23 protein-coding genes and 4 pseudogenes are annotated in these 22,966 nt (G+C 64.3%); 11 read left to right on the top strand and 16 right to left on the bottom strand.

What is annotated here, in order from left to right:
* Nucleotides 1-102 precede the first annotated feature (102 nt).
* Nucleotides 103-339: a FitA-like ribbon-helix-helix domain-containing protein gene (locus tag CKO25_RS14605; protein ID WP_200388681.1), complete on the top strand. Its 237-nt coding sequence runs from the start codon at nt 103-105 to the stop codon at nt 337-339.
* Nucleotides 336-755, top strand: coding sequence for a type II toxin-antitoxin system VapC family toxin (locus tag CKO25_RS14600; RefSeq protein ID WP_200388680.1), 420 nt, complete (start codon nt 336-338; stop codon nt 753-755). Before CKO25_RS14605 ends, CKO25_RS14600 begins: the two co-directional genes overlap by 4 nt.
* Before the next feature lie 628 nt (nt 756-1,383).
* Here CKO25_RS14600 and CKO25_RS14590 read toward each other — a convergent pair.
* Nucleotides 1,384-1,656 (bottom strand): annotated as a pseudogene (locus tag CKO25_RS14590) (ATP-binding protein); the annotation flags it as partial.
* Between CKO25_RS14590 and CKO25_RS14585 the strand changes: the two are divergent.
* The 3 genes from CKO25_RS14585 (at nt 1,656) to CKO25_RS14575 (ending at nt 3,892) form a co-directional block, all read left to right on the top strand.
* The gene (locus CKO25_RS14585; protein WP_200388678.1) at nt 1,656-1,916 is read left to right on the top strand and encodes an ATP-binding protein; all 261 of its coding nucleotides are present in this window, start codon (nt 1,656-1,658) and stop codon (nt 1,914-1,916) included. The pseudogene CKO25_RS14590 and the gene CKO25_RS14585 sit on opposite strands and share 1 nt — an antisense overlap.
* A 57-nt stretch (nt 1,917-1,973) precedes the next feature.
* The gene (locus CKO25_RS14580) at nt 1,974-2,693 is read left to right on the top strand and encodes a transposase (RefSeq protein ID WP_200388677.1); all 720 of its coding nucleotides are present in this window, start codon (nt 1,974-1,976) and stop codon (nt 2,691-2,693) included.
* 194 nt (nt 2,694-2,887) lie between these two features.
* Nucleotides 2,888-3,892 (top strand): PP2C family protein-serine/threonine phosphatase, encoded by a 1,005-nt coding sequence (locus CKO25_RS14575; RefSeq protein ID WP_200388676.1) that lies wholly within the window; start codon nt 2,888-2,890, stop codon nt 3,890-3,892.
* Nucleotides 3,893-4,159: 267 nt separating this feature from the next.
* Here the strand turns inward: CKO25_RS14575 and CKO25_RS14570 are convergent, their stop codons facing one another.
* The 3 genes and pseudogenes from CKO25_RS14570 to CKO25_RS14565 all read right to left on the bottom strand — a co-directional run.
* Nucleotides 4,160-5,272, bottom strand: a complete 1,113-nt coding sequence (locus CKO25_RS14570) for an ISAs1 family transposase (RefSeq protein ID WP_200388675.1) — start codon at nt 5,270-5,272, stop codon at nt 4,160-4,162.
* 58 nt (nt 5,273-5,330) lie between these two features.
* Nucleotides 5,331-5,537 carry a zinc ribbon domain-containing protein gene (locus tag CKO25_RS21250; protein WP_338115140.1) on the bottom strand — a complete coding sequence of 69 codons (207 nt, stop codon included), beginning with the start codon at nt 5,535-5,537 and terminating at the stop codon, nt 5,331-5,333.
* Between the two features lie 68 nt (nt 5,538-5,605).
* Nucleotides 5,606-6,445 (bottom strand): annotated as a pseudogene (locus CKO25_RS14565) (RNA-guided endonuclease InsQ/TnpB family protein); the annotation flags it as partial.
* An 83-nt stretch (nt 6,446-6,528) separates the two neighbouring features.
* Here CKO25_RS14565 and tnpA point away from each other — a divergent pair.
* Nucleotides 6,529-6,942 (top strand): annotated as a pseudogene (gene tnpA, locus CKO25_RS14560) (IS200/IS605 family transposase).
* 295 nt (nt 6,943-7,237) lie between these two features.
* Here the strand turns inward: tnpA and CKO25_RS14555 are convergent.
* The 4 genes from CKO25_RS14555 to CKO25_RS14540 are packed head-to-tail and all read right to left on the bottom strand — an operon-like array spanning nt 7,238 to nt 8,880.
* Nucleotides 7,238-7,486 (bottom strand): hypothetical protein, encoded by a 249-nt coding sequence (locus tag CKO25_RS14555; RefSeq protein ID WP_200388674.1) that lies wholly within the window; start codon nt 7,484-7,486, stop codon nt 7,238-7,240.
* 33 nt (nt 7,487-7,519) lie between these two features.
* Nucleotides 7,520-7,666 carry a hypothetical protein gene (locus CKO25_RS14550; protein ID WP_200388673.1) on the bottom strand — a complete coding sequence of 49 codons (147 nt, stop codon included), beginning with the start codon at nt 7,664-7,666 and terminating at the stop codon, nt 7,520-7,522.
* Nucleotides 7,667-8,128: an ATP-binding cassette domain-containing protein gene (locus CKO25_RS14545; protein ID WP_200388672.1), complete on the bottom strand. Its 462-nt coding sequence runs from the start codon at nt 8,126-8,128 to the stop codon at nt 7,667-7,669.
* Nucleotides 8,128-8,880 (bottom strand): ATP-binding cassette domain-containing protein, encoded by a 753-nt coding sequence (locus tag CKO25_RS14540; protein WP_200388671.1) that lies wholly within the window; start codon nt 8,878-8,880, stop codon nt 8,128-8,130. Before CKO25_RS14540 ends, CKO25_RS14545 begins: the two co-directional genes overlap by 1 nt.
* Nucleotides 8,881-9,295: 415 nt before the next feature.
* Between CKO25_RS14540 and CKO25_RS14535 the strand changes: the two genes are divergently transcribed.
* The gene (locus CKO25_RS14535) at nt 9,296-10,126 is read left to right on the top strand and encodes a CHAP domain-containing protein (protein ID WP_200388670.1); all 831 of its coding nucleotides are present in this window, start codon (nt 9,296-9,298) and stop codon (nt 10,124-10,126) included.
* Nucleotides 10,127-10,314: 188 nt separating this feature from the next.
* On the opposite strand, the gene CKO25_RS14530 is transcribed toward CKO25_RS14535, so the two are convergent.
* The 5 genes from CKO25_RS14530 to CKO25_RS14510 form a co-directional block, all read right to left on the bottom strand.
* On the bottom strand, nt 10,315-11,712 hold the full coding sequence (locus CKO25_RS14530; RefSeq protein ID WP_200388669.1) for a diguanylate cyclase: 1,398 nt from the start codon (nt 11,710-11,712) through the stop codon (nt 10,315-10,317).
* 477 nt (nt 11,713-12,189) lie between these two features.
* Complete coding sequence (locus tag CKO25_RS14525; RefSeq protein ID WP_200388668.1) at nt 12,190-12,717, bottom strand: DoxX family protein; 528 nt, start codon at nt 12,715-12,717, stop codon at nt 12,190-12,192.
* A gap of 2 nt (nt 12,718-12,719) precedes the next feature.
* Nucleotides 12,720-13,502, bottom strand: a complete 783-nt coding sequence (locus CKO25_RS14520; RefSeq protein WP_200388667.1) for an HvfC/BufC N-terminal domain-containing protein — start codon at nt 13,500-13,502, stop codon at nt 12,720-12,722.
* On the bottom strand, nt 13,499-14,362 hold the full coding sequence (gene bufB, locus CKO25_RS14515; RefSeq protein WP_200388666.1) for an MNIO family bufferin maturase: 864 nt from the start codon (nt 14,360-14,362) through the stop codon (nt 13,499-13,501). The genes CKO25_RS14520 and bufB overlap by 4 nt, the downstream gene beginning before the upstream one ends.
* 51 nt (nt 14,363-14,413) lie before the next feature.
* The gene (locus CKO25_RS14510) at nt 14,414-14,719 is read right to left on the bottom strand and encodes a BufA1 family periplasmic bufferin-type metallophore (protein WP_200388665.1); all 306 of its coding nucleotides are present in this window, start codon (nt 14,717-14,719) and stop codon (nt 14,414-14,416) included.
* A 250-nt stretch (nt 14,720-14,969) separates the two neighbouring features.
* On the opposite strand from CKO25_RS14510, the gene CKO25_RS14505 reads away from it, so the two are divergent.
* Together CKO25_RS14505 and CKO25_RS14500 are read left to right on the top strand one after the other, a co-directional pair.
* The gene (locus CKO25_RS14505; RefSeq protein ID WP_200388664.1) at nt 14,970-15,536 is read left to right on the top strand and encodes a sigma-70 family RNA polymerase sigma factor; all 567 of its coding nucleotides are present in this window, start codon (nt 14,970-14,972) and stop codon (nt 15,534-15,536) included.
* Nucleotides 15,537-15,546: 10 nt separating this feature from the next.
* Nucleotides 15,547-16,182 carry a DUF1109 domain-containing protein gene (locus CKO25_RS14500; protein ID WP_200388663.1) on the top strand — a complete coding sequence of 212 codons (636 nt, stop codon included), beginning with the start codon at nt 15,547-15,549 and terminating at the stop codon, nt 16,180-16,182.
* Nucleotides 16,183-18,290: 2,108 nt separating this feature from the next.
* Here CKO25_RS14500 and CKO25_RS21985 read toward each other — a convergent pair.
* Both CKO25_RS21985 and CKO25_RS21980 read right to left on the bottom strand, forming a co-directional pair.
* Nucleotides 18,291-18,740, bottom strand: a complete 450-nt coding sequence (locus tag CKO25_RS21985) for a DNA polymerase thumb domain-containing protein (protein ID WP_371829720.1) — start codon at nt 18,738-18,740, stop codon at nt 18,291-18,293.
* A gap of 87 nt (nt 18,741-18,827) precedes the next feature.
* Nucleotides 18,828-19,220, bottom strand: a pseudogene (locus CKO25_RS21980) (Y-family DNA polymerase); the annotation flags it as partial.
* 287 nt (nt 19,221-19,507) lie between these two features.
* On the opposite strand from CKO25_RS21980, the gene CKO25_RS14490 reads away from it, so the two are divergent.
* Together CKO25_RS14490 and CKO25_RS14485 are read left to right on the top strand one after the other, a co-directional pair.
* A complete protein-coding gene (locus tag CKO25_RS14490) occupies nt 19,508-20,305 on the top strand; it encodes a sterol desaturase family protein (protein WP_200388704.1) in 798 nt (265 codons plus the stop codon).
* Between the two features lie 268 nt (nt 20,306-20,573).
* Nucleotides 20,574-21,920, top strand: a complete 1,347-nt coding sequence (locus CKO25_RS14485) for an FAD-dependent oxidoreductase (RefSeq protein ID WP_200388662.1) — start codon at nt 20,574-20,576, stop codon at nt 21,918-21,920.
* 176 nt (nt 21,921-22,096) lie between these two features.
* On the opposite strand, the gene CKO25_RS14480 is transcribed toward CKO25_RS14485, so the two are convergent.
* Complete coding sequence (locus tag CKO25_RS14480; protein ID WP_200388661.1) at nt 22,097-22,963, bottom strand: shikimate dehydrogenase family protein; 867 nt, start codon at nt 22,961-22,963, stop codon at nt 22,097-22,099.
* Nucleotides 22,964-22,966 lie beyond the last annotated feature (3 nt).

Here is a 22,966-nt window from a genome sequence, read left to right as displayed (position 1 = left end):
TTTGTGGTACGTCCCCTATTTACGTTGCCGGTTGCCTCGCTGTCTTGCGGGGGGTGCTAGCATGCGCTAGCATGCTTTCGTTTCATCCAGCAGGAAGACGGCGTGGCCAATCTAAGCATTCGCAATCTCGACGACGAGACCGTTGCAACGCTGCGGCGGCGCGCGCGGAGGCATGGGGTGTCCATGGAAGAGGAGGTTCGCCGCATACTGAAACGCGAGGCGGCGGCGCCGGAGCGTCTCGGAGACCTCGCGGTGCGCCTGTTTGCTCCGGCCTACGGCGAGCCCGCGTTGGAGTTGCCCGAGAGGGAGATCCACGAGCCGATGGGCTTTGAGGGATGATCATCCTCGATACCAACGTGGTGTCCGAGTTCATGACCTCTCCGCCTGCCCCATCGGTTCGCGAGTGGGTCAACAGCCAAGCAACCGGCGCTCTGTACCTGACCACAATTTCCGTCGCAGAGATCGAGTTCGGCCTCATGGTCTTGCCGGAGGGGAATCGACGCCGGCTCCTTGCCTCGCGCTTCGAGCAGTTCATCGAACTGGCCTTCGGTGAGCGCATTCTTGCTTTCGATGAGCCTGCGGCGCACATCTATGGCCGGATTCGGGCGGAGCGGCGAGCACGAGGGCGTCCCATGAGCAATTTCGACGCCCAGATTGCCGCGATCGCCCGGGCGAAGTCGTTTCGGCTCGCGACGCGCAACGTCAAGGACTTCGACGGATGCGGAGTAGAGTTGATCAATCCCTTCGACGATTGAAGGGGGATGGGGCTTCCGAGCGAGCCTGCGGGCTTGGTCGAAAAAGTGTGAGTGGCGTATTCGGAACTGCATCACGTTTTTGCCCAATGACGAATTCTTCCCTGCGCTGCGGGGTTCTCGTGGTGCGTCCCCAATTTCCGCTGAGGCCGCCCCGGTGAACGGTCAACGCACCGGGCGGCGCGATTTTCAAATCGAGCTACCACGCCAGAAGCAGGGGGCCCTCACGTGGGTTGGATCACCGACCAGATCGCGATTGGGAACTACCTGGACGCTGCCGCCCTGCCCGCCGGTGTGGACGCGTTACTGTACCTGAAAGCGGACTGCTGCGACGAGGTCAGGGAGGACGTCGAGGTGCTCTGCATCCCCTTGATCGATGGACCGGGCATTGACCCGCGCGACGTGCGGGAGGCCGTGAGGTTTATCGCCGACGTGGTCGTGGCGGGCGAGCGGATCCTGGTCCGATGTCATGCCGGGCGGTCGCGCTCGGTCGCCGTCGTCGGCCGCTTGCGCATTCCACGCCATTCGGCCATCTGTTCCACCAACATCCGGCCGGCGATTCCACCGGCATTCGGCCACCCGTTCCACGGGCATTCGGCCGGGGCAGTCGGAGCGGAGCGACGCAGGCGAGTCATTGTGACTCGGCGGGTGTGGTCGGCGTCAACGTCCGGGCATGGCGTTTGCGCATCGACTCGCCTTTGAGGGTGATCCGGTAGGCGTTGTGGACCAGGCGGTCGAGGATCGCATCGGCGAGGGTGGGATCCCCGATCAGGTCATGCCAATGCTCGACCGGCAGTTGGCTGGTGATGAGCGTGGCGCGCTGGCCGTGGCGGTCGTCGAGCAGTTCGAGCAGATCGCGTCGGGCCTCGGCGTCCGGCCCCATCAGTCCCCAGTCGTCAAGTAATGTTGAGATCAACATTAATCGACGAGCTGGGCGACCTGCCGATGAACCGCCAGGGCCTCTACAACCTCTTCCAGCTCATCAACGGTCTCTACGAGTACCGCTCGGTGATCCTGACCACCAACAAGGACTTCACCAACTGGGGCGAGTTCTTCCGTGACGAGAACGTCGCCGTGCCCATCGTCGACCGTCTCATCCATCACTCCCACGTCTTCATGCTCGGAGGAGAAAACGATCGACTGAAACAGAAAATCGGAAACTGACGCTGATCCGGATCTCTGGGCGGGTCAATTTTCGTGGCCGAAAGTGGATCAGTTCTGGTGGCCATTGACAGCGAGGTACGAGCCCTGGGCTGGCGCTGGGTCGGACGAGTGCGCGGGCGCGACTTCGTGCGGCTGACGTCGCGCTGGACCAGTTGCAAGACGCTTTTCGGGCGTGCGACGGCCACCCCGACGGCGCTCGGCGAAGGTGAGTGGGTGCGCAGCAATCCGTTGCGCGCCGTCTTCGCCTTGGTGCGCCGCGCGCCCAAGGGCCGTCGCGGCAAGACCGCCTTCGGGCGGCGCGCACGCTCCAAAGCCAGCACGCAAAACGCCCGCAGCGCCAAAGAGCCCTGGCTGTTGGTCGCCTCGACCCGCTTCGCCGCGTGGCCGGCCACGCGGCTGGTGCGCCTCTACGCCCAGCGCATGCAAATTGAGCTGAGCTTTAGGGACATGAAGAGCCAGCACTTCGGCGAGGGGCTGGAGTGCAGCGCTTCGCGCGGCACCGAACGCTTTACGGTGTTGGTGCTGATCGCCTCGCTGGCCGCCGTTCTGCTCTGGCTGATCGGTACCGCGGTCGAGCGCGCCGGCATCCACCGCCGGCTGCATCCTGGCAACGGCAAGCGCCGCGTCTACTCGCGGATCTTCCTCGCGCGTCTGCTGCTCGTCCTCGACAGTACCCGTGATGTGCTCGATGAGGTGCTCACCACCATCGCGCCACCAGACCAATGGGTTGCGAGCGATCATGACGGCCTGCTCGCCGACGGGGCCGGCGGGGGATAAATTCGTGGGGATACCTCAGGGTCCGAGCACGTTAGGTGCAGTCTAGTCGAAAATGTGTGCTTGTGTTCGCGAATACAGACACGTTCGCACCCCGGTCCGCGAGCGCGTGATCCGTTGGATTCGATTGCATCTGGATGCAGGTGCATCGATCGGCCATCAACCGAATTGGTGCTTGCGGAAACGACACGTTCAGCATGATCAAGACCTACCAGACTTCTTGCCAGGGGGCGACCTCCGTCGTGAACAGCGATGCGATGGCCGTCATGGAGTGCGGTGGCTTGGTGGTCGCGGTGGTCTGCGACGGCGTCTCTTCCGCCCCGCGCGCGCGCGATGCGGCGCGGTTGACCGTGCAGAGCGTCATGGATGCCTGTCAGCGCCAGTCGGACTGGTCCGATCCGCTGGGGTTGGCCGAGGATTGGGTGTTGGAAGCGCACGATCGGGTCGCCGATCGGTTCGGACACAGTGGACTGTGCACCCTGGTGCTGGCAATCGTGGGGACGGACCACGTCTGGGGCATCCACGTTGGCGATTCCACCTGTCTGGTGATCCGCCGTAGGAGCGGGATCACGCGGCTGACCGAGCCGCACCGAAAGGGCGTGTTGCGCCGGTTGAACGGTCAACCCGTGCTGCTGCATGGCATGCCCGTGTTCGATCAGAGTCTCACCCGCGTGATTGGCCAGTCCGACCCTCTGGTCCCGGACCGCTTCGAGCAGATGCTCACCCACGGGGACTGGGTGGCCTGTTTTACCGATGGGGTCGAAGATGGTGCGGTCGAGGATCTCGTCCGTCAAGGACTGGTGACCGGGGAGGGCGTCAAGATGCTGGTCGAGCGGTGCGCGCGGAACACCCATGACGATGCGACCTTGATCCTGCTCCAAGCCTTCGAATCCATCGACTGGGATTCGCTGCTTCGCTGCCTTGCGGACTATGCCCGACTGGACGCCGAGGAGCGCGAAGGCCTAATCGGTCGTCTCCAGAACGCACCCTTCGGCGTGGCCGGCGCGACAGCAGGCGACGGGCTGTTGCAGGCTTACGCTGCGGAGTGCGCCGACGGACGCGCCGCAGCGCTCGCCCGGCTGGTCCTCGCCGCGGGCAGGCCGGACCGCCGCGCCGTCGAACAGATGCTGGACCAGGCGATCCTGCGCCGACAGAACACGACCGCCCGGGTGCTGAAGACGACCCTGTCGGCTTGGGGATAGATCCCACCGGCGGATCCAGTGCCAGACGCTGAACCGACCAACGGAAACAAGGCGCCGCTCTGCCCATCGAGTCTTGCCGGCGCTCGCAGGATCCCCTTGGACCCTTTGCTAGAGTTGATGGCGCCCGGCGATGTTCAAACCTTTGACATCCTCACCGACCTGAAGGACGGCGATTCCTACGGCGCGATGCGCGAGCGTGCTCACGCATCGCCGCTTCGGTGGGTTCCTGCTGTTGGCCCCCGACGCAGGGCGAGCGAATATAAATCCTCAGCCGAAGACGACCTTGGCGCGGTAGTCATCATTCCAGGCGGCCTTGCGGCGCTTCTGTGTCAAGCGCAGCTTGGAGGGCTCTTGTTCGAACAGATTCAGGCACAGGTGGCGGATCGAGGTCAGGATCGCCGGCGCGTTGCCTTTGCGGATGCGGCTGGCGTCTTCGTCGAAGACGACATCCAGGCGCCAGTGCAAGCGGTTCTCGATTCCCCAGTGGCCCCGCACCGCATGGGCAAAGCACTTGGCGTCGGCGGGGATGGAATTGATGAAGACACGCCGCTCTACGGTCCGGCGATCCTCGATCCAGCATTCGCGTTCGACCAGACCGATGCTGCGCAGGGCGCTCCACCGTGCGGTGTCGGACAAGGTGCTCAGCTCTTCGGTGACCCAGTACCGGCGCACTTCCAAGCGCCCGTGATCCTTGTCGGTCTCCTCGGCATCGTCGTGCACGACACCGGCGAAATCACCCGCGCTCGCGGTGGCGAAGAACTCTTCGACCTCCTCGTGCAGGGTACTCTGATTCCCCTTGAGCCCAAGGACGTCGTCGCCGCCCTGATCGACGATCTGCGCGGCGATCTTGGTCTGGCAGCCCATCGCATCGATGGTCACGATGCAGCCCTTGAGCTCGAGCAGTTCCAGCAGCTTGGGAATGGCCGTGATCTCGTTGGATGTCTCCTCGGTCGCCTCTTGCCCGAGCACCAGACGGTTGCGGCAGCCCCAAGCGCTGACCATGTGCAGTGCCTGCTTGCCGCGGCGCCGATCGCGCGAGCCGCGTGCGCTCTTGCCGTCGACCGCGACCACCTCCCCGCCGGTGGCTTCGGCCACCGCGCGCGTCCAGCTCACGAAGCAGCGTTGAAAAGCCTCCGGGCGCAGCCGCGAGATCACCGTGGCGATGCAGTCGTGGGAGGGAATGCCGTTGGCGAACGGGGCAAACTTGCGCAGCCAGTCGAGCTTCTCCTTGCCGAACTCCTCCATCGCCTCCCAGCCCTCGGCGCTGCTGAGCACTGCACAGACCACCAACAGCAAAATTTCGGGTAATGGATACAGCTTGTGACGATCGACACGAAAGTCCGGAAGCGATGAAAAATGTTCAAGAATGCTGGCAGACATCGGAAACTCCTGGAATCCTTTCCCGAAGTGTGCCGCAGATTACTGTTGTAAGTGAAGTTTATATGCGCTCGCCCTGGCCCCCGACGGGGCTCACTTGACAGGCTAATCGGGCGTGTCCCGCCCTTAGAACATTGATCGCGCCGACCACATCGGCGTTGTTCTCGAAACCGCACTCCACGCACGCGAACCGGGCTTGCGTCTGCCGGTTCTCCTTGGCGATATGCCCGCAGCACGGACAGGTCCGGCTGGTGTTCTGTGGGGGCACCGTGACCAGGTGCCCGCCCAGGCCGTCTTATCGTCCAGTTGCCGGCGGAACTCGAACCAACCCTGGTCGAGAATGGCTTTGTTCAGGCCGGACTTGGCCCGAACCTGGGTGCCCGGCGCTGCCATCGTCCCGGCTGCCGACGCCGACATGTTGCGAACCTGCAAGTCCTCGATCACAACCATTGCGTGGCTTTTGCTGATGGTGGTCGAGGTCTTGTGTAGGTGGTCGCGCCGGGCGTTGCCGATGCGGGCATGGATGCGCTGGACCTGGGCTTTCGCCTTCTTCCAGTTGTTGCTGAACTTGGTCTTGCGGCTCATGGCGCGCTGCGCCTTCGCCAACGCCTGTTCCTGGCGTTTGAAACTGCTCAGGGGCGCGAACACGGCGCCGTCGCTCAAGGTGGCGAAGCGCACGATGCCCATGTCGATGCCGACCGCCCTGCCCTGGTGCACCGGGACATCCACCTCGCGCGCGGTCTGGATCGACACAAACCACTTGCCGCCCGACGGGCTGACGGTGATGTTCTTCACCGTGCCGAGTACATCGCGGCTGTTGCGGTAGCGCAACCAACCCAGCTTGGGCAGGAACAGGCGACTGTTGGCCTGGTCGAGCTTGTAACCCTGGGGGTAGCGGAAGCGGTCGCGGGACCGCCCCTTTTTCTTGAACCGCGGGAAGTCGGCGCGCTTGGCGAAGCAGTTGGTATAGGCCCGCTCCAGGTCCTTGAGGGTCTGTTGCAGGGCTTGGGAGGGGGTGTCGCAGAGCCAGGTCGTTGCCGGGTCCGCCTTCCACTCGGTGAGGACCTTGCAGAGCCCGGCATACCCGAGCTTCTTGTCACCGCCCGCAAACCGCTCCTGTTGCATCGCCAGCGCCCGGTTGAAGACGAACCGGCACGATCCCGCGAAGCGGCGCATATCGCGCGCCTGCCCGCCGGTGGGCATCAGCTCGAACTTGAACGCTTGGAGACGCAACGTCGCCTAGACTATAAGTTTGGCCGATAACACAAGACAACGATATTCGGTACGTGCGGCACGGCATTTTTGCGATGCACGTGCATTTGGTCTTTGTGACAAAGTACCGCCGCGAGGTCTTCGACGGCGAGGCCATCGCCAGCCTACACGGGATCTTCACCAAGGTTTGCGCCAACGTTGATGCCGCGCTGATCGAAATGGACGGCGAGCACGACCACGTTCACCTGCTGGTCGAGTACCCGCACAAGGTGGCGGTGTCCGCCCTGGTGAACAGCCTCAAGGGCGTCTCCAGCCGCTTGCTGCGCCAGGAGCGCCCGGACATCTAGCGGCGCGACTGGAAGGGCGTCCTCTGGTCGCCCTCCTACTGCGCTGCCTCCGGTGGGGGCGCACCGATGGCGATCGTGCGCCAGTCCATCGAACAGCAACAGACTCCCACCTAAGCAGCCGGACGGGTCCACCGTCCGGCGCGATCCATCCCCGCCCTGAACGACGGGGCTTTTCGCACATGAAAGGCAACAACTGCTCGAAGCCGCGCCGTCGGCGCTCGCATAGCTGAAGTCGTGATCACCGCCGTGCTCGCGGAACATGAAGGTCTTTGCGATCGGGCTGAAGAAAAGATAGGTCGGCGCGATGTCGCGTGCGAAGGCTATTGCATAGAGCCTCGGTAGCGCGATCGCCGACAGCGCCGTCAGCAGCAAGACCATTGCCAGCCAACCGACCGACCGCCCGCCCGAGTCACGAGACGGCTCCGTCGCGGAAGCGCGCAGCGGCCAACAACGCCGCTGGGGCGATCAGCACCGTCAGCAGAACCAGGCCCGGCATCGCCTGCTCATAGGCGTCGTAGGCAGTCGAGAGATGGCCCACCATCAGCGCGCCGAGCGGGATGGGCAGATGCATGGCAAGCCGCAGCCGTCCGCGGCTCACTTCCGGCAGGAACTGCGCGATCCCGAGCAGTGCGCCGGTCACGAGGGGAACATAACGCATATCGTCGTAGAAGAGGCGGCCGATCCGGCTCGCCTAATGGAAGATGATCTCCGTGTGCTCGACCCGGAACTCCTGGCTCATCGAGAGAAAGAGCCAGACGGCGAAGGCCAGATGGCCGAGCGCGAACAGCGCAAGCCACGGTCGCAATTTGATCCATTCCTTGAACAGGAGCGCGCGCATTCAGTAGGTCCCCGTATAGCCGACGAAGGCATCCTCAAGCGTCATCGGGACCTCGGCCAGCATCTCGGCATTCAGCCCGTCTCCGGCGAACGCCGCACGTACCGCCGCTGGTTCGGCGAAGGCAAAAACCGATAGCGACCCGTCGACCTTAGGCTGCAGGGCGTGCAGCGTCTGACATGATGGGGGCAACGTGGCGGGCACGGCCTCGGCGGGCAAACGGTAGCGACGGAAACGTCCCAGGAAGTCATCGAGCGTCGTCTGAAGCGGCGGAGAGCCCCGGCGCAGAATGACGACATCGTCAACGAGTTGCTCCATGTCTTGCACGACATGACTCGTCACCAGCAGGGTCTTGCCGTCGGCCCGGGCGAAGTGGACCAGGACGTTGAGGAACAGGCGGCGATAGCCGGCGTCGAGCCCCATCGTATAGTCGTCGAGGATCAGCAGATCGGGATCCTGCGCCATCACGGTTGCCATACGACCTGGCTACGCTGCCCCTCCGACAGGTGGCGGACGCGGTGAGCGCGTGGTAGGTCGAGCCGATCAACCAGATCGTAGAACAGATCCCGCCGCCACCGCGGATACCAGGGGGCAAAGAAACGCTCCGTCTCGGCAATGGAGAGGAAGTCATAGGCGAGGTGTCCCTCGAAGACGAGTCCGATTCGCCGCTTCGTCGCAGGGCTCAGTCGATGCGACGGCTCGCCGAGCACGCGGCAACGGCCGACGTTCGGGGCAAGAAAGCCCATCAGGATCTTGATCAGCGTGGTCTTGCCGACCCCGTTCTTGCCCAGAAGTCCGAGGATGCGTCCGGTCCTGACGGTGAAAGAGAGATCATCGTGGATGACCCGGGTGCCATACCGGTGCGTCAGACCTTCCATGGAAATCGCGACAGGGGCCGCAACACCGGGCACTGATCCGGCGTCGCCGCTGATCTCGACGCGATGTTGCTCGCCGGCATCGAACTGAACGCTGAACAGACCCCGCGGCCGGTCGAATATGAGCTCGCTGTACTCGTTCAGCGACGCCTCCAGCAACACGCGACCACCTTTGTCCCGGACCAGCATCCGGACACCAGCAGCGGAGGAACCATCGGAAAACCCGCCTTCGCACAGCACCGTACCGTCTCCACGGTCGTAACAGGCGACGATCGGCGTGTGCCCGAGAGCGCTGGCGCTAATGAGTTGAAGAGAGCCGAATACGGCCGAAAGCGGTTTCATGGCAAGTTCCCGGAGATGTCGCGCACAACGCGTAACGAGAACCGTGACCATTACCATCCCTGCCAGTCACCACGGGCCAGACCACATTTGGGAGCCGAACTGAAAGGGTATATTCAAAACAGTGACCTGCGATGCGTCGATCGCTGCGTGCATCCTGCAGGTGCGCGGCCAGCCAGCTCTGGTGAGTCGACCTGATACGATACAGATCACCACGATCCGATATGATGCACAACAACTCGACCTTGACATGCGATGGATTCCCGCAAGAACGGGGAGGACGCAGTCAGACGTTATCCACGAGATCTGTGGATAACAATGTGCGCAACCTGACCTGAGTGGCCGTAACCCCCCGAAAGCAGGGCAGGGCGGTTAGATCGGGCAAGGAATGATCGCCACCTACACCGGAGTCGATCCGATGACCCACCGTCATTCCGACCGCCGCGCCACCTGGCTGCTGGTCCTCCTTCTACTCATCCTGGTGGGCTGCACGCCCGCGGGTACGCCGACCTCAGCTCCTGAGCTGCCCCACACCGACGGCACCGGACTACCACCCCCAGCCGCGCCCATCGACCCACTCGACTGGCCGGCGCTGATCGCCGCGAGCCGCAACGCCTGCAATGGCCCCTGCGAAACCCCCTTCGGCACGGTGCTCGGCGTGGCCGATGGCGCTGAGGCCCGTTCCAACTGCGTCTCCACCTGCGTGCGCCCCGCACGCAATCTTCTCGATCTGGACACCGGCGAGGTCAGCGTCGCAGCGGAGACCCTCGGTGAGCACGCCGTCTATGTCGGGATCACCTACCAGTGCGTTGGCTACGCTCGACTCTGGTGGCTGAAAAACCGCTCGCTCACCTTCGGCGACGTCGACATCGCCCACGATATTCTCTATCTCACCGAGGCCACCAACCCACGCACCGGAGAGACCGTCCCGCTTGGGCGCTCAGTCAACGGCACCGCCCAGCGCCCACCCGAGCGCGGCGACCTGGTGGTGTACCTGGCCGAGCGGGATGATCCCGAGTGGCGCGCTGGTCATGTCGCCGTGGTCGTCGCGGTCGATCAGGCGCGTGGCGTGGTCGCACTGGCTGAGGAAAACTATGACAATCGCCCGTGGCAGCAGCCGGATGCCTTCGCCCGCGAGATCCAACTCTTCGCGGTCAATGGCCGCTACACACTGCTCGATGTCGCACCGGGCCAGCACACCAGCCCCGACGGCGGGCGCATCGGTGGTTGGGTGTATCCGTTGGAGTGAGGCGGTCGATCACACCAGATTCTTCGGCAAAACTGATCTCGTGTGGTTTGGCGCTGGATGTCAAGTCGATGGCATGGTTCCTTAAGCACTTGGAAGCCTTCGGATTACCGTTGATTTGGACTCCTTGCGACCCCGCTGCGAGATCATCGGATACGTCAGCACATCTCAGCTACCATCTCACCAACGCCCTACCGATTGGCCTGTTTCTCACGGTACAAGGCTGCATCCGCCTGAGCGAGCAGCTTCTCCAGCGAATCCAGCTCCCCGGGCACAGCCGGATGGGTGCCGGCGATACCGATGCTGGCCGTCAGCGACAATGGGGCTCCCTGATCGTTGCGCAGCTCTATCCGCGCCCAGGCCGCACGCAAACGTTGTGCAAGGATCCGCGCATCGGCCTCATCGCCCTCGATCAGGATCACAAATTCATCACCGCCCCAGCGCGAAAACAAATCCGTTTCACGCAATACCGACAGAGAAGCCTCGACGAACGCCAGCAAAGCCCGATCGCCGGTCGCATGACCATGCTGATCGTTGATCGGCTTGAAGTGATCCAGATCCAGCAACAACAGCGACAGCGGCACCGCCGCGCGACGCGCGTGCTTGAACGCGAGATCGGCCAGATGCTCGAAATGACGACGATTGAAAATGCCCGTGAGCGGATCAAAGTGAGCCACCCGCACCAACTGCGACCGTTGCCGTACCAATAGGAGATGATTGCGCAGAAACAACACACTCAGGAGCCACAGCAGTACGATCATCCCAGTGGAAACGACCGCACGCCAGAACCAGTCGGAAAACAACTCACGACTCGCCTCGCCGACGACCACAACGAACGGCAGATCCGGAACCTGGCGGATACCGAACAGACGGACCACCCCGTCGATAGGCGAGGGTCCGGCAATGGCGCTAAATTCGTCTTCGCTTGCGAACGCCTCAAGAAACCGAGGCTCCACAACCCGCTGACCAAGTTCCTCAGGCAACATCGGCTTTCTGGCCAGCAACAGGCCGGCGCTATCGACAATGGTCACACTGCCGGCGCGCCCGACGTCGATGCGATCCAACCAAGCCGAAAAAAAGTCTAGATCGACGCCGATTGCCACCATGCCGCGAAAGTCGCCCATCTCGGACTCCAACCGACGCGCCTGGGTCACATTGATCCGATCGAGATTATTGACATAAGCTGGGGTAACGAACACTTCTGCGCTCGGGTCGTCGCGTAACGCCCGGCAGTAGGATCGCTCACTGGCGTCGAAACCGACGATGGCATTGGTGTGCGTGACGATACAGTTGCGGTCGAAGGCCCCGACCAGAAAGGCGTGCGGCAGACTGTCCTTTTTCTCGATCAGCCGTTCAGTCAGGCGGCGCTGCGCCTGCGGGTCCGGATGCGGATGCTGCAAAATCTCAGTGTCGACCAGCCCGGACAGGTCGCGTAGTAGATAGTCGGACGCATGAAAAGCGCCGATGATCCACTGGGCGATGAGATCCGTGGTGTGTTCCAGGCGTTGACGAGCCAGCTCCTGGGTGCGGCTGTAGTCGTAAACGATTCCGCTCGCCGCCAGACCTCCGGTCAAGGCGCAGAACAACACGCACTGCAGAATGCTGAGGCGCCTCGATGAGCGACTGTATCCATCAGGCATTAGAGTTGTTACGAATGTCTAGATGTTGAAATCGATGATATTTTGTAGCTTGATGATCCGCATGTGGCTCCGGTCTAGGCTTTTAGATCACATGAAGCATGACACCATAACGTCGACCGCGCGAGGCCCGAGAGTCAAGTGCCGACGTGCTCGACCTCAGCGCGGGGGGAGACGGCGTCGCCGCTGCGCCGATCATAGAGCCGCGTGGTCTTGAGATCCGAGGGGGAAATGGACGAACAGAGTGCGAACCGGTTGGCAACCGGTTAGGACCGCGAGGCGGTGACCAAGATGGTGCATGGCTTGAGCATCCGGCAACGCCTGCCTGAAGGGCGTGGCCCGTTTCGAGCGCGACCGTGACTGGACCCCCAGTGGGGTGGGCTCCGCGCCGAGGTCCGTTTCCGGCGCGGCGCGCCGACACGAAGCCGGTCATGTTCGCTGACGACCCATCAACTGATCCAGCGACAGGCGTCCTGGTCCGCGGGCCATGAGGTACAGCAGGACGGCGGCCCAGACCCCATGGATCGCATAGGCGCCGGGATAGACCAAGAATTGGATCACCGCAGTCATGACCAGTAGGCCTAGGGCGGCAAAGCGCGTGCCCAGGCCCAGCAGCAGCAACGCCGGCAGGACGTGCTCGCCGAGGGCGGCGAGTATGGCGCCGAGCTCCGGGGAGATCAGGGGCAGACGATACTCATATTCAAACAACGCCACCGCGGATTCCGAGAGTCGCGGCCAACCGAGCTGGACACGACCCTCGACGAGATCGACGGCGAAGCCCTCGATCTTTGTCTGGCCCGATTTCCAGAAGACCGCCGCGATGGAAAAGCGCCCGAGCAGCGCAATCAGGTCTTCAGGGATGCGGGCCATGGCCTGGTTGCCGGCCTTGATCAAGCGAGCCGGGGAAAGACGCGAGGGGCTGCGTCGGTGCGGCTGGGCCGTCAGGGTCGTGTTCATGTTCAAAGGTCTCCGGGTGTGTGCCAAGCGGCGATGCCGCCGTAATGGATCAACAGGACGATTGCTTGAGTCAGGTCAACATCCGGGCCCGCGGCCGCTGCGATCTCGGCGGCTTCTCCCAGCGGCGCCCCCGCCGCAAGCGCCACCAAGAAGTGGCCGATCTCCAGCGACAGCGGCAAGACCAGCACCGCGTCGCCGTCGCGCAGCACCAATGCTGACTCCGCTCGGCGAAGGTCCACGTCCTCGATGCGGCCTTGGCCCTGATGCGCGGCCCACAGGGAGACGATGGCATGCTCGGAGACGAGCACGATGCAGGCGGGATGCAGCGCTAGGCGGGCCGCTGACAGCCGTTGCGGATTGGCGAGCTGGCAGGCGAGGTCCTGCGCTGTCAGCGCGGGTGCGTCGGCGGCGTGATAGGCCTGCACGCGTGCCCGTTCCAAGCGAGCCAGGTCTGGCAAGTAGGACAGCCCCTGGGCGGGCGGAAAGGCGGCGATAAAGTCCGGTAAGGCATCGCCGTAGTCGCTCAGGATCGGCGAGCTGGGTAAGTGATCGGCGATGAAACAGCGTGCCATGGCGGCGAAAAAGCGCTCGCCCACCAACGCGCGGGTGACCGGGAAGCCCTCCGCCAGCGCCGTGGTCAGGGATACCACGACGTTGTTGCGGTAGACGTCGAAACGCACCGATGGATCGGAACCGTTCCAGGTGATCACCCCCGGCGGCAAGGGGCGCTCCGGGGCCAGCAAGGCGTTGGACAATCCGACTTGGATCGGCTCGAGCGTGCTCATGACGCGGCCTCCGTCCATGCGGCAGCGTCGACCCACGCCGATCGGGCACGCTGCGCCTCGGCCACTAACACGGCCAGCGGTGGGATCGCCTGGTCGCGCTCGATCAGGGTCGGTCGCGAACCGAGATGCCGCAGCGTGCGTCGGTAGAAGTCCCAGACCGCTTCGGCGATCGGCGCGCCGTGGGTGTCGATGAGGAGTCGGTCGCCGACCGCGTCGCGATCCTCGGCAAAGCCAGCCAGATGGATTTCGCCGACGGCAGCGGGCGGCAGCGCGACGATCAGATCCCAAGGGTCGCGGCCATGGTTGACGGCACTGATGTAGGCATTGTTCACGTCCAGCAGCAGACCGCAGCCGGTCCGTGTTGCCACCTCGGCCAAGAAGGCGCCCTCATCCATGCTGGAGGTGGCGAATTCGATATAGGTGCTGGGGTTTTCCAGCAGCAGGCGTCGACCGAGACGTTCCTGCACCACGTCGATCTGGTCGCAAACATGCACCAGGGTTGCAGGGTTGTAGGGCAGCGGAAGCAGGTCGTTGTAGCATGCGCCGCCGTGGCTGGACCAGGCGAGGTGCTCCGAGAACCAGGCCGGCTCGAAGCGCTGCAACAGGGCGGCCAGGCGATCCAAGTGTTCTTGATCGAGGGGAGCCGCGCCGCCGATGGATAACCCGACACCGTGGATCGACAGCGCAAAACGGTCGCGGACTCGGGTCAGCTGCCGGAGCGCGGGCCCGCCGGACACCATATAGTTCTCGGCGTGCACCTCGACGAAATCCAACGCGGTGTCGTCCGCGATGATGTCCGGCATATGCTCGGCTTTGAGACCGATGCCGACGGCGATCGTTGTGGGAGACTTGGTCGTCACGGGCGTTCCTCGTGGCGCGGGCCGGCACGCAGGCCGGCCCCTGGGCTGCAATTACACGTCCTTGAAGGCGGCGAGCTGGCCCTGGCCAGTCGGCGAAGTCGGCGCGGCCGTCTTCTCGCAGGTGCCGGCGGGGACGAGCTTCCAGGCGTTGCCTTGATAGTCCACTGTGGAGGTACCGGCACAACTGGTGCCAGGTCCCGCGGCGCAGTCGTTCTGGCCCTTGAGTGCGATGCCGTAACACTTCTCCTTGGCGGCCCCTTCGCCGGCGATGGCGGTGTTGCCGAAGGTCAGTGCGGTCCCCAAGGCCAAGGCGAGTGCGGCGGCGGTGGTGGTCTGAATGGCGCGGGATTGCGTCATGATGATGGCTCCGAAAGAATAGGCAGTGGAAAGTTGATTTGAGGACCGGACGATCAGCACGGTGCCGGAGTCGATTCGGATCGAAGCGGCTTGGCCGGCAGGCCGCGACGTTGCGCCCTCGATGATCCAGTCGCCCGGATGCCGCTTTTGGTTACAGCCGAGAGATTTCTTTTTCTCGCAGGGTCGACCTGCGGCGCTCTGTAACCTTTGATGCCCCGGCAACGACTGACTTGTGATGGAGGCCGGTGCGATGACGATACCCAGCCCGCCCGCGGACGATTTCGAGGCCAAACTGCATCCCTTGTGGCTCCGCGCCCAGGCCGGTGACGAGGTCGCCTATCGGCAAGCCCTGACGTGCATCGCCGAGCGGCTGCGGGGATTCTTGCGGCGGCGGATGCAATCGCTGCCTGACGAATTGGAGGACCTGGTGCAGGAGACCCTGCTCGCGATCCATCTGCAACGCGGCACCTATGACGCGGCCGTCCCCGTCAGCCGCTGGGCGCTAGCCATCGCACGCCACAAGTTGATCGATCTGTGGCGACGCCGTGGTCGCCGCGAGGCCTTGCACGAGCCGCTTGATAAACTGGCGGAGCGCGATCAGCCCGCGGTGCATGAGGAGCCGACGGCGCAGCGAGATTTGACGACGCTGCTGGCCGAGTTGCCGCCGGCACAGCACCAAGCGATTGCCCTGATCAAGCTGGAAGGGCTGTCCATCGCGGAGGCGTCACGACGCACCGGCGTCTCCGCCTCGGCCCTGAAGGTACAGGTTCACCGAGGCATCAAACGGCTGGCCGAATTGGTGCGCCAGACCGGGTGAGGACGACAGCATGAAGACCAACGACTTGATCGACCTCCTGGCCACCGGCGCTGGACCGGCCCCGCGTTGGGTCGAGGCGCGCCGGTTGCTGCCGATCATGGTACTGGGCGTCGGCGCGAGCGCGGCCGGCGCGTTGGCCGTCTTCGGCCCGATTCCGGCCGAGCTCTTCGCGACCCCGGCGCCCTGGATCAAGTTTGCCTATGCCGGTGGTTTGGCGGCGGCGGCGGCCTGGCTCGCCGCGCGGCTGGGCCGGCCGGTGCCGCGCACCCGTGCGCCGCTGCGTGCTCTGCTGCTGGTATTGGGTATGATGGGTCTGCTCGCCACGGTCACGCTGCTCGCCAATCCGGCGGGGGAGCGCCTGGCGTTGGTCCTTGGCCATTCCTGGTCACGCTGCCCCGTCAACGTGCTCGCCCTGTCGCTGCCGGCCCTGGCGGGCGCACTCTGGGCCTTGCGCGGGTTGGCGCCCACACGACCGCGGGCCGCCGGGCTGGCGGCTGGGCTGCTGGCCGGCGCGCTGGGTGCACTCGGCTACAGCCTCGCCTGTACCGAGCTGTCACCGGCCTTCGTCGCCGTTTGGTACAGTCTCGGTATTGGTCTGGCGGGCACCCTCGGTGCCGTCCTCGGACCCTGGGTGTTGCGTTGGTAGTCGTCGAACGCTCAAGGGACTGCGACGCGGGACCGATGAGTCCAGATCAGCCGTTTCTGAGTGCAAGAGCACGGCTTGCCACGCAAGGTCGGGGAGCTTGTGGGTGACGATCGTGTCGAGGAGATCCGGGCGATCCCCGCGAGACGCACGCGATGAGTGCGCCGATTGGTATCAAGGATCTCGACGGTATCGCCATCCAGAACCTTCACCACCTGGCCCGAGAGGCGATCGGCATGGGCGAGTGACAGGAACAGCAGGGAGAGGAGAGCAAGAACGAGGCTCGAGCGAAACAGCAGAACCGGCACCAGGCAGCCCGGATAACAAAGATGGGTGTCTTTTAGGGTAGACGGTCTGGCGGATGAGCGTGCAGCGGATCAGTAGGGCATGCGTGCGTGAGGAGCGGATCTGCACGTGACGTCAACACTACGCCGATTCCGGCATGTCGGCTGGATAGTCAAGCGAAAAGATTGTGACCGGCGGCCTGATTCAATCGTGCATGCGCGAGCATCACGCAACACTCAAACCACGCACCTGTCGTTCCTGGGCAAGTCCAGTCGCAGTCTCAACACCCTCTTCATCAGGTCGGTGTCCGGACCTCATCCGGGGGATAGCGCACCAGATGATGCGCGGCGCTGTTTACAGCTTGAGTGGGATTATGCGCGCGGGAGCGATCCGAGTGCAAGACATCTTCACAACAGGGTGCGCATGATCGATAAGGCGGATGCGCAATTCTGTCGTTATGTGTGCGCTCGCGAGAAACGCTGCGTGCGCTGACGGCATCACTGTCGAGGCCGCCGGGCGGTGCGCCGGGGCCGGTGTCTCATCGTCTGTCCATCCGGGTGGTTTCGGGGCATCCATTGCGCATGTGGCCGACACACTCCCGCTGACCCGTCGAAACGCCTCGCCGAGACGGATGCGGGCGCCTCGGATGAGGGGTCTCGACTCCGTGCGGCCCAGACCGGTCTGGGCGCGGTGAGCGACCGTGCGGACACCCCGTGACCGCCATGTCTTCCGTGCGTTCACCGCACGTCCGCAACACACCCCACCCGGGCGCGCGAGCCCCGGTCCCGCGCGCCCGCCAGCCGCCCTGGACCTGGAGGATGCCCCACGCGGCCCCACACGCGCTCACTGGGCGCCGCGCAGACCACACCCAGACCAACCGGCACGACACGCCGCGCACGCCTCTCGGAGTGCGGGTCTGACGCCCGCGTGTCTGACCGCGGGATGCGTGCGCGAGTTTTGCTGTGGCGTACATGGCGCAAATCCATATATTGGTTACTATGGTGTGGCGTGTGCAGATTTTACTATGGTGAGCGGTGTGCAGGCCGTTGCACGGGTGCTCAAGTCGCGTCGTTGCGGTCTGGAGACAGGTGGCCGCGCTGGGCGGCTGCCCGGCACTCCACGCGCGCACTCGGCGGGACCCAAGAACGGCGGACGCAGGGATGCGGACGGTCACGCCCACGCCGGTCTGGCGTCGGGGATGCTCGGGTGCAGGTGGATCCGGTCGGGCGCGGATGTGCCGCAGGGTGTCATCGCCAGGCCCCGACATCAGCGCGGACAGGACGAGCGATGGGACCACCCCACTGGGGGATGGACCTGAGCAAACCGGCTCATCAAGGTCGATTTGGGATCGGCATTCGAGGTCTTGGATGGCCCGGGACGAGGTTGGATCCTGGCCACCCAGTGGCCAGAGGTGGCCACCCAGTGGCCAGAGGTGGCCACCCAGTGGCCAGAAGTGGCCACCCACGGGCCAGGATTGCCGTGGCGGGGTGACACTCTGCTGCACAGCTTGGCGAATCATGAGGTTGATACGCGAACCCAGAGGGGATTGTTGAGATGTCATATTGTGTGCGACGTTGGGTGGTTGTGCTCGCGCTCTTGGCGTGGATGCCGGCGTAGGGAGGGGGAGGAAGTTTCACTGGCGACGTGGTGCGGGTGCTGGATGGGGACACGATCGAGGTGATCGATGCGCAAGGCGATACCCATCGGGTGCGACTGATGGGGATCGACGCGCCCAAAATGAATCAGCCGGTTGGGCCGGAATCGCGCGACGTCTTGCGCCAGGCGATCGAAGGGAGGGTCGTGAGGATCGAGAGCCAGCGGAAAGATCAGCCACCGCGACAAGACTCTGACACCCGGTGCCTAGTTCGAACTGCTGGAACGGGATTCGGTGAAACTGTCCACGAGATTGCAGCGGAGGTTGCGTATTCCACGCCCATTTGGCCACCCCCTGGGCAGGGGCGACGCGAGACCACGAACCACTCGGATCGACCCTGGCATCCATGAGATCCTCGACGAAGGCTGTCTCTTTGGAGATCGACTGACGTTCGGTGGTGGGGTAGACCGCGGTCGGCGGCGATCCCGTTCGACTGTAGGTGCACTTCTGTCCCGGTCCGTGCGCCTAGAAGTCGGCGTAGATCCTGGAGCGGCCGAGCACGGACGTCACCGACAGTCCGTAAGCCGGCCTGTTCGAGTCGTCGTACCGTTACGGCGCCGACGCCTCGCAGAGCGGTCCGCGGCAGCGGATCCAGGAAGGTGCGGACGTCCTCCGGGCGCACGACTAGGGGTCCATCCGGCTTGCGGGCGTCCGAGGCCAGCTTGGCGATCAGGCGGTTCGGACCGATGCCCACTGAGGCGGTCAGCCCGACCGCATCGCGGATAGCCGCCTTCGCATGCCGGGAGACGACCTCGCGCGGTCCGACCAGCCGTTACAACCCCGAGACATCAAGGTAGGCTTCATCGATCGAGACTGGCTCAACAACTGGGGCGAGGGTGCCGAGCAGCCGCATGATCTCCCGTGATACCTTGCCATAGCGCACCATATCCGGACGCACATAGACCGTCTCCGCTGGCAGAAGGCGGACCGCCTCGCTGATCGGCATGGCCGAGTGCACGCCAAAGCGGCTTGCCTCGTAGGAGCAGGTGGCGACCACGCCGCGGCGACCGGGCGCGGCGCCGACGACGAGCGGTCGTCCGCGCCAGGCGGGGTGATCGCGTTGCTCGACAGCGGCGTAGAAAGCGTCGAGGTCAATGTGCATTTGGAGTCGCGGCATATGGCATGGTGCAGGTCGGAGCCGTTTGCTGCAACGACGACCACATCAAGCGATTGAGACCGCATATCCTGGTTCGAAACCGCATCGTGTGAGAAGACCGCCAAATCCGAATGGAGATACATTCAACGTATCGGTTGATAGAAAACATCCGATCTGCCAAGGTCATCTCCACTTAGCCATTTCGGCAGTCGGAGGTAGACCCCTTGGACAGTCTAATCCAGTCCCACGAGGCGACGATTCGCCTCGCGTTTTTCTTCGGCATCTTCGCGCTAATGGCGATCTGGGAGGTTCGCTCGCCGCGACGTTCGCGCACCTTGACCCGACTGCAACGCTGGACCAGCAACCTCGGGCTGGTCGTGTTGAATACGGTGGTGCTGCGCATCCTGTTTCCGGCCGCCGCGGTCGGGATGGCGCTGTTCACGAGTGCACAGGGGTGGGGGCTGCTCAACGCGATCGATGTGCCGGGCTGGCTCGCGGTGCTCATCGCCGTCGTCGTACTCGACTTCGTCGTCTGGATCCAGCACGTCCTGTTCCATGCCGTACCCGCGCTGTGGCGGCTGCATCGTGTCCATCATGCTGACCTGGACTACGATCTGACCACGGGGGCGCGCTTTCACCCGATCGAGATCATGCTGTCGATGCTGATCAAGTTCGCGGCTATCGCCGCGCTCGGCCCGCCGGTCGTCGCCGTTATCCTCTTCGAGGTCATCCTCAACGGCATGGCCATGTTCAACCATGCTAATGTACGACTTCCACTCGAGGTTGACCGCGTCTTGCGCTGGTTCGTCGTTACGCCGGACATGCACCGCGTGCATCACTCAATCGAAGACGACGAGACCAACTCCAACTTCGGCTTCAACCTGTCCTGGTGGGATCGTCTGCTCGGCACCTACCGTGATCAGCCGCGGGCCGGTCACGAGGGGATGACGATCGGGATCCGCGACCATCGCGATCCGCGCCGGGTCGATCGACTCGACGGGATGCTGCTGTTGCCCTTCATCGGACAGGTGACCGATTATGCGATCAATCGGCGGCGCTGGGAGGATCAGCCGCCGGATGCGCGACCCTGAGCCGAGCGGTCACAGACGGTTGCAAACAGCCCAGGTCGGTCACTCCAGCATCGCCGGTCACAAGCTCTATGCGCCGATCAGGTGTTGATGCCCTGTGCTTGCGTGCTGGCCTCTCTCGCGCGCCGATCCTGCAACCTCGCCGCCCCCATCGCACGCCAGTTTGCCTCATCGGTTGCGCGACCGGTGGCCATGAACTTGTCGGTGGTATACCCCGCGGCTACCATCGGTGCGGCAACCGTCCAAAAGCGATCCGGCGCGAGGAGCGACTATGAGAGTGGTGATCATCGGCGGCGTGGCCGCGGGCATGAGCGCGGCAAGTCAGGCCAGGCGGGCACGACCAGACGCCGAGATCCTGGTTCTCGAGAAGACGCAGGACGTCTCCTACGGCGCTTGCGGACTGCCCTACAAGCTCCCCCCGGACACGGATATGGACGATCTGCTCGTCATCTCCGCGCAGCGCTTTCGCGAGGAGCGCAACATCGACGTGCGCCTCGGCCACGAGGTGCTGAGGATCGACCCGAGCCGACGTCAGGTCGGCGGTCGCAACGCCGAGGGCGATTTCGTGCTCGACTACGACAAACTGATCCTCTGCACTGGTGCGCGGGTCTGGGCACCGCCGATCGAGGGGCTCGACACGCTTTGGGGGCAGGGCGCCTATCCGCTCAAAACCATCGACGATGGACGGACCATCAAGGCGGCGATGGCGGCACATCCGCCCAAGCATGTGCTGGTCATCGGCGCCGGCTACATCGGGCTCGAAGCAACCGAGAATTTCCGAGAGATGGGCGCCGAGGTGACCGTGGTGGAGGCCCTGCCGGAGATCCTGCCCTGGCTGCCCGAGACCCTGCGGGCGCGCGTGGTGGCGCAGGCGCAGGCGCACGGGGTCGAGATGCTGGTCGGCACGCGGGTCGAGGCGATCGGGCGAACCGGTTCGGGTCTCGCCGTGGAGACCTCCGATGCGCGGCTCGAGGCCGATTTGGTGCTGGTCGCGACCGGCGTGCGACCCGAGTCCGAGCTGGCCTCGGCGGCGGGACTGGCGCTTGGCGCCGCGGGGTCGATCGCGGTGGACGAATCCCTGCGAACCTCCAACGAGCACATTTATGCGGCCGGCGACTGCGCCGACGCGATCCACGCCATCACGGGCGAGTCGGTCTGGTTTCCGCTCGCGCTGCGTGCCAATCGTGCCGGCAAGCTCGCCGGCGACAACGTCTTCGGCCATCAACGACCGGCACCTCCGGTGCTCGGCACGGCCGTGTTCAAATTCTTCGGACTCGAGGTCGCCCGCACCGGGTTGTCGAGCGAGGAAGCCGACGCGGCTGGACTCGACACCGCGAGCACCGAGATTGTCGGCGCGACCCGTGCCGGCTACTATCCGGGCGGCGGCAAGCTCTCGGTCTGGCTGCTGGGCGAGCGCAAAACGCGCAAGGTGCTTGGCTGCTGCATGGTCGGCCCCGAGGCGGCGGCACACAAGATCGACACCGCTGCGGCAGCGATCCACGCCGGCATGACCGTCGAGCAGATCTATGACATGGACTTGGCCTATGCGCCGCCGTTCGGTCCCTCTTGGTCGCCCTTGCTGATTGCCGCGTCGCAGTTGAGCAAGGCGCTCGACTGAGGACGCGACCGGCGCCGGCTCGACCCGTTCGGGATCCGTTTGAAAGGGGAGTATTTCGGTGCGGACCTGATGGATCAGATCCGCGTGTGTCAGAAGCTTGTCCTGCATCGCGCGAGACGCTCACTCGACGCCCGTGCAATGACGCCCTGGATGGGCGTCACCCGGCGATCCCGGCGTCAGGCGCTCTCGCCTAAGGCTTGGGCGACTGCCCGCTGAAACACCGCTTCATCGGCAGCAATGCCCGTCCAGGCGGAAAAGATCTGCATCGCCAGTTGAACCAGCATCTCGACACCGTCGACGATGGGTAGTCCTTTGTCCTGAGCCGTCTGCAGGAACGGGGTGATGCGCGGATTGGTGATGACATCCACCACTGTGGTGTCCGGGGTGATCTGGCCCCAATCGAGGGGGATGGATTCCAACTCGGGCGCACAGCCCAAATGGGTGGCGTTCATGAGGATCTGAGTGCCCGCGGGGATCTTGGCCTCGCCGACCCAGGGTTGCCAGACGGCGGGCACGCCGGATGCTTTGGTCACGGTGGCGGCAACCTCTTCGCCTTGGACTTGGCGCCGGGTGATGAGGGTCATGTGGGACGCCCCCGCCCAAGCCAGTTCCACGGCCATGGCTCGGCCCGCCCCGCCAGCGCCGAGCATGGCCACGCGCTTGCCCGCGATCGGCGTGACCTTTTCGATGGCCTTCACGACACCCTTGCCGTCGTTGTTGTGGCCGATCAGGCGACCGGCCTCGATGGTCATGAAGTTGGCGGCGCCGATGGCTTGCACATCCGCATCGACCTCATCGAGAAACGGGATGGCAGCCACCTTGTAGGGCACGGTGATGCACGCCCCGGCAAAGCCCAATGCTCGGATCCCTGCGATTGCCGCGGCCAGGCTGGCTTCCGAGGCGATGTCGCATTTCCAGAACTGCCAGTTGAGACCATGGTGGGCAAACACGGCGTCGAACATGCGGTCAATGGGGTTTTCGGCGACTGGATGGCCGAGCATGGTGGTCAGTTGTTTTTGCGCGGGCAGGGGCAGCATGGTCATGAG

The organism is Thiocapsa imhoffii, assembly GCF_016583985.1.
GTDB classification, from domain to species: domain Bacteria; phylum Pseudomonadota; class Gammaproteobacteria; order Chromatiales; family Chromatiaceae; genus Thiocapsa; species Thiocapsa imhoffii.
Note: the sequence above shows the minus strand (reverse complement) of the source record. Positions and strands in the feature narration are given on the sequence as shown.

What these genes read in the sequence shown, in the direction of transcription:
- CKO25_RS14485 (WP_200388662.1), top strand. Translation starts at nt 20,574, where the DNA reads ATGAGAGTGGTGATCATCGGCGGCGTGGCCGCGGGCATGAGCGCGGCA.
- CKO25_RS14525 (WP_200388668.1), bottom strand. Translation starts at nt 12,717, where the DNA reads ATGAACACGACCCTGACGGCCCAGCCGCACCGACGCAGCCCCTCGCGT.
- CKO25_RS14480 (WP_200388661.1), bottom strand. Translation starts at nt 22,963, where the DNA reads ATGACCATGCTGCCCCTGCCCGCGCAAAAACAACTGACCACCATGCTC.
- CKO25_RS14550 (WP_200388673.1), bottom strand. Translation starts at nt 7,666, where the DNA reads ATGCGCGCGCTCCTGTTCAAGGAATGGATCAAATTGCGACCGTGGCTT.
- CKO25_RS14570 (WP_200388675.1), bottom strand. Translation starts at nt 5,272, where the DNA reads ATGTCTGCCAGCATTCTTGAACATTTTTCATCGCTTCCGGACTTTCGT.
- CKO25_RS14535 (WP_200388670.1), top strand. Translation starts at nt 9,296, where the DNA reads ATGACCCACCGTCATTCCGACCGCCGCGCCACCTGGCTGCTGGTCCTC.
- CKO25_RS14520 (WP_200388667.1), bottom strand. Translation starts at nt 13,502, where the DNA reads ATGAGCACGCTCGAGCCGATCCAAGTCGGATTGTCCAACGCCTTGCTG.
- CKO25_RS14545 (WP_200388672.1), bottom strand. Translation starts at nt 8,128, where the DNA reads ATGGCGCAGGATCCCGATCTGCTGATCCTCGACGACTATACGATGGGG.
- CKO25_RS14500 (WP_200388663.1), top strand. Translation starts at nt 15,547, where the DNA reads ATGAAGACCAACGACTTGATCGACCTCCTGGCCACCGGCGCTGGACCG.
- CKO25_RS14510 (WP_200388665.1), bottom strand. Translation starts at nt 14,719, where the DNA reads ATGACGCAATCCCGCGCCATTCAGACCACCACCGCCGCCGCACTCGCC.
- CKO25_RS14585 (WP_200388678.1), top strand. Translation starts at nt 1,656, where the DNA reads ATGTTGAGATCAACATTAATCGACGAGCTGGGCGACCTGCCGATGAAC.
- CKO25_RS14575 (WP_200388676.1), top strand. Translation starts at nt 2,888, where the DNA reads ATGATCAAGACCTACCAGACTTCTTGCCAGGGGGCGACCTCCGTCGTG.
- CKO25_RS14555 (WP_200388674.1), bottom strand. Translation starts at nt 7,486, where the DNA reads ATGCGTTATGTTCCCCTCGTGACCGGCGCACTGCTCGGGATCGCGCAG.
- CKO25_RS14505 (WP_200388664.1), top strand. Translation starts at nt 14,970, where the DNA reads ATGACGATACCCAGCCCGCCCGCGGACGATTTCGAGGCCAAACTGCAT.
- CKO25_RS14490 (WP_200388704.1), top strand. Translation starts at nt 19,508, where the DNA reads ATGGCGATCTGGGAGGTTCGCTCGCCGCGACGTTCGCGCACCTTGACC.
- CKO25_RS14540 (WP_200388671.1), bottom strand. Translation starts at nt 8,880, where the DNA reads ATGAAACCGCTTTCGGCCGTATTCGGCTCTCTTCAACTCATTAGCGCC.
- CKO25_RS14600 (WP_200388680.1), top strand. Translation starts at nt 336, where the DNA reads ATGATCATCCTCGATACCAACGTGGTGTCCGAGTTCATGACCTCTCCG.